Source organism: Microcoleus sp. LEGE 07076, from assembly GCF_015207455.1.
Classification (GTDB): Bacteria; Cyanobacteriota; Cyanobacteriia; order Cyanobacteriales; family Microcoleaceae; genus Microcoleus.
The window spans coordinates 1-3,973 of sequence record NZ_JADEWV010000349.1 but is presented as its reverse complement, the minus strand read 5'-3'; the positions used below and the strand labels follow the sequence as shown (position 1 = coordinate 3,973).

The 3,973-nt window shown below is 44.6% G+C and carries 4 protein-coding genes and 1 pseudogene; 2 read left to right on the top strand and 3 right to left on the bottom strand.

Annotation, left to right across the window (positions count from 1 at the left end):
• Positions 1-92 precede the first annotated feature (92 nt).
• Together IQ270_RS28825 and IQ270_RS28820 are read left to right on the top strand one after the other, a co-directional pair.
• Entirely contained in the window at positions 93-344 is a 252-nt protein-coding gene (locus tag IQ270_RS28825; RefSeq protein ID WP_193976543.1) for a helix-turn-helix domain-containing protein, read from the top strand.
• Positions 322-1,071 (top strand): hypothetical protein, encoded by a 750-nt coding sequence (locus tag IQ270_RS28820; RefSeq protein ID WP_193976542.1) that lies wholly within the window; start codon positions 322-324, stop codon positions 1,069-1,071. The genes IQ270_RS28825 and IQ270_RS28820 overlap by 23 nt, the downstream gene beginning before the upstream one ends.
• Here IQ270_RS28820 and IQ270_RS28815 read toward each other — a convergent pair.
• The 3 genes and pseudogenes from IQ270_RS28815 to IQ270_RS28805 form a co-directional block, all read right to left on the bottom strand.
• On the bottom strand, positions 1,034-2,191 hold the full coding sequence (locus IQ270_RS28815; protein WP_193976541.1) for a DNA cytosine methyltransferase: 1,158 nt from the start codon (positions 2,189-2,191) through the stop codon (positions 1,034-1,036). The genes IQ270_RS28820 and IQ270_RS28815 overlap by 38 nt on opposite strands.
• Positions 2,192-2,476: 285 nt before the next feature.
• Positions 2,477-3,445 carry an arsenosugar biosynthesis arsenite methyltransferase ArsM gene (gene arsM, locus IQ270_RS28810; RefSeq protein WP_193976540.1) on the bottom strand — a complete coding sequence of 323 codons (969 nt, stop codon included), beginning with the start codon at positions 3,443-3,445 and terminating at the stop codon, positions 2,477-2,479.
• 82 nt (positions 3,446-3,527) lie between these two features.
• A pseudogene (locus IQ270_RS28805) lies at positions 3,528-3,973 on the bottom strand (hypothetical protein); the annotation flags it as partial.

Here is a 3,973-nt window from a genome sequence, read left to right as displayed (position 1 = left end):
GCACAAGAGGGGGGCGAGGGGTGCGATCGTATTACACCCTTGAATACTTTAGTCTGTAGAACTTTTGTATTCAAAGTTTTACTATCTTTTTTATGCAGCCTAGCAAACTAGACCAAATTTTAGGACTAGAAATACAACGTCGTCGCATAGAGAAACGTTGGTCACAAGAATATCTGGCAGAAGTCACAGGTTTGCACAGAACCTATATCAGCCAGCTCGAGCGAGGGCTAAAAAGTCCGTCTGTTAGAGTTCTCAGTCACATTACAAATGCTCTGGACATAACAATGGGTGAATTTTTACAAGCTGTAGAGGAACTCTTGAATGCTGACGGAAAACGAGATTGAAAGATTGAGGCAAGCCATTATTGCTACCATTGCATCTCCAGTTATAGGCTCGATAGAGGATTATACTTGGGAAGCTATTTTTCATTATGTCAAGCATATTCCTTTATCAGATCCAGCATTAGGACGTAGCAAACTCCTCTATGATGCTGTTGACACCACGACTGCAACTGGTTGGTCACTCAAATCTCTTCAATTGAATAGTCTTGCTGTTGGAAATACATTTTTGTTTGTCATTCAGAGAGCAGATGTGATCAAAAAGGCTGCCCAACTTGGTTTTCCTGGTTTGACGGAACAATCCTCACCTGCTGAACTCGGAGCAGCTATTGTTCAGCATTGGAACGAGAAAATTAGATCGAGTCAGGCAGCACAGAGCATTACCAATAGCTATGAAGGCATACTGCTGAAAACCATTAGAGGATATGAATATATTTACTGTGAATTCCCTCTTGATCCACTTGACCCAAATGCTTTTTCTTGGGCTTGGACAGTTGATAGAGTTACTGGAAGATCGGGAGCAGGGCTACAAGGCAATATTGCAGGTAAGCTAGAGTTAGTTTGGTACAAAAATCAAAAGCAACTTTTCAGAGCTAGAACCATTCCTCCAGAGGCAGTTCACATCAGGGTTAAGCGAACTCGTATTACACTCGATCGATATGTGCACACTATTCTCTCAACTTTGCAAGATCAACTCAGCACACAGTCTTTTGACAGTGAACTTGGAGAATAGATGCAGCTATTGCTTTACCTAAAAGTGGGGGTACTGATTCTCCGATTTGAGAAGCCATATCAGTGTATGTTCCCAGAAAGTGAAAGTTATCTGGGTAAGAGTGCAATCTTGCAGCTTCACGAATTGTAATTGTCCGATTTTGGGTTGGATGAAAAAACCTGCCCGATCCTGGATGGAAAACCCATCTGGTGATAGTTCTTGCTGGTTTATCCCAGTAAAGTCTTCCATAGGCACCGCTATAGTGCTTTTTAGGAGCTAATTCAGGTGGCAAGTCTCTAGCATCTTGCCCTTCACTAAGAAGACGCACTCTTGACATTTGAATGGGACTCAAAGCACGAGCAACGTGATTGAAAAGTTTCGTACTTCCATTACGTATCATTGCTTGGTACGCAGTTTGGGATCGAAAAGGATAAACTTCAGAATTATATTCCTCTCCTGCGTTCAATGACGGCAAATCTCCAATCGCATCTCTAACTGTGACGACTGAAGAAATATTTGATTTTAGGAGACTGAGTTGGTAACAAGATTTCGTAGCTCTGTAATCGCTTCTAATCTCGCCAGCGTGTGTAGGTTCAGGGAATTGAAGTGGTTTATCTAAACTAGCCAGGAAAAAAGCCCTCGATCTGGTCTGCGGCACTCCATAATGCGCGGAGTTTAGCGATCCATAAGTGACTTCATAACCTTGCGACTCAAGTTGCTGTGTAATTTCATTCTTAACTACACCACCATAAGCTTTCAAGATTTCAGGTACGTTCTCCATAACAACGTAAAGAGGTCTAAATTCCTGTACGAATTCTAAAAATGTCCGATATAACTGATTGCGAGAGTCGCTGAGGTAGCGATAGTCAGCAGGAATATTTCTTGAAAATCCTTGGCATGGGGGACCACCTATCAACGCTGTTAGTTCCTCTCTCTGCAAACCCAAACATAATCGCAAATCCAAAGGATTGAGCTCGCGTATATCCTGATGAATAATTTTGGTGTTTGGGTAATTGTGCTTATAGGTCTTTAGGGCTTTTGCATCAAGGTCGATCGCACATAAAGATTCAAAACCTGCCTGGTGGAATCCTGCCGTCAAGCCACCCGCACCAGAAAATAAGTCAATAATCTTGTGTGTCATTATCGAATACTATAGTATTAGGTGGATATCGTCAACCAAGTTCTTCAAAGAGGTTGAAAACCGCTGTATACCCGACGATTGGCAAAGATACCGGGTGATTGTAAATTGCAGATTTTACGGGCACACAGACAAAACCCGCTGCACTGGTTCAGAAGAACAGCAATAGTAGATTAGATTGAGCAACAAAACCCAACACTCTTGTATGTAACAAGACTTTTTTAAATGGGCGCGCTCGGTCCGCGCAGGCGGATGAAACTTTGTGTAGCTGCGGTTTAGCCCTTTTTTCTAACAGCAACCGCCGCCGTTATAATGCCAAGTCGAATCAGTAATCAACACCTTATCCGGCATCAATCCACCCAACTTGCCAGCCGTTTTATCGCACACCGCCGCCGGAACTCCCCGTTGCAAAACGTGACCCGCCCCGTCATCAAACAGCTCTTCAGACCCCGCGTAAATCGCCGTCTTGCCAGTGAAAATACAAGCGCCATCCGGGGGAATGTCCACTTTAAAAGACACTGTATCGAGGCTTTCTAACAGCAAATCCGCATCTAATTTGTAATTGTGTTTGTCGAGCAACCGATAAGGACGGCGCGCCCGAACTTCGACTTGCCCAAAGCCCACACCTACAAGGTGTTGAACGTATTCTGCGTAGGTCAGAGCCCCCGACAAACACAAAGCCCGCAAGCGTTGGTCTTCCTTCAAATGTTGCGGAATGGGGCGAGTTGCGATCGGATCGCTCATTAACAACCTGCCCCCAGGCTTCAACACTCGATAGGTCTCTTTTAAAGCCTTAGCTAAATCCGCCGGTTCAAAGATATTAAACAAGCAATTTTGGGCGACAACATCTACAGAAGCATCCGGCACCGGCAATGCAAAAGCATCGCCTTCGCGAATTTCTACAAAACTCGCATCAAACCAATCATTTTCTCGATCGGCAATTTGCAAGTTGCGTGCTGCGGCTTCTCGCATTGTTGCAACCGGATCGACGGCAATCACGGCTCCTTTTTGTCGAGAAAAATAGGCAAATTGCAGTGCTTCCAGGCCGCCGCCGACTCCGACATAAAGCACGACTGGATTGCCTACAAGTTCGGCGGCGTGAACTGTTGTGCCGCAGCCGTAGTTCATTTCTTGCATTTGTTCGGGGATTTTTAATCCAGGCAGTTGCAAGGGGCTGGTTTGGACGCAGCACAGTCCGATTTGGGGGGTTTCGGCAACGTCGCTGTAGAATTTGGCAGCAGTTTCTAGATAGGTCATTTTTTAGTGTCGTATTTTTGGTTTCTTGACCGCAGATGCAGGCGGATTTACGCGAATGAACGCAGATGAATGCAGATTTTTTTTAGGTGGCAAATTCTACTTTTTGTTCTGATTTTGGCGGATTTTCTGGTTCGGAAACTGTTGTTTCGGGAACGGCAATCGGAGGTGCTGGTGGTACAAGATTGGGAGATGTTTCTGGTACCGCAGGAGCGACTATTTTTGGTAATGGAGCTTTTTCTGTTATTTCTGGCAGGGTTAGTGTCTCTGAAGGAGTTGCTGGTTCGGTAACTTGATTCAAAAAGTTGCGGAACCGATTGTAGTATCCTTTATATTCTTGTTTTTGTGTTTGGGGTTCTGCTTTTGGTGTGGGTTCTATTATTTTAAGGGGTGGAACTATTTTTGGGGTTTCTAACTGTGGGGTTGCTTTGGGTTTTGGTTCTATGACTTTAACCGGTGCCACAATTTGGGGTGATTCTAACTGTGGGGTTGCTGTCGGTGTGGGTTCTATTACTTTGACTGGTTCTACAA

What these genes read in the sequence shown, in the direction of transcription:
- IQ270_RS28825 (WP_193976543.1), top strand. Translation starts at nt 93, where the DNA reads ATGCAGCCTAGCAAACTAGACCAAATTTTAGGACTAGAAATACAACGT.
- arsM (WP_193976540.1), bottom strand. Translation starts at nt 3,445, where the DNA reads ATGACCTATCTAGAAACTGCTGCCAAATTCTACAGCGACGTTGCCGAA.
- IQ270_RS28815 (WP_193976541.1), bottom strand. Translation starts at nt 2,191, where the DNA reads ATGACACACAAGATTATTGACTTATTTTCTGGTGCGGGTGGCTTGACG.
- IQ270_RS28820 (WP_193976542.1), top strand. Translation starts at nt 322, where the DNA reads ATGCTGACGGAAAACGAGATTGAAAGATTGAGGCAAGCCATTATTGCT.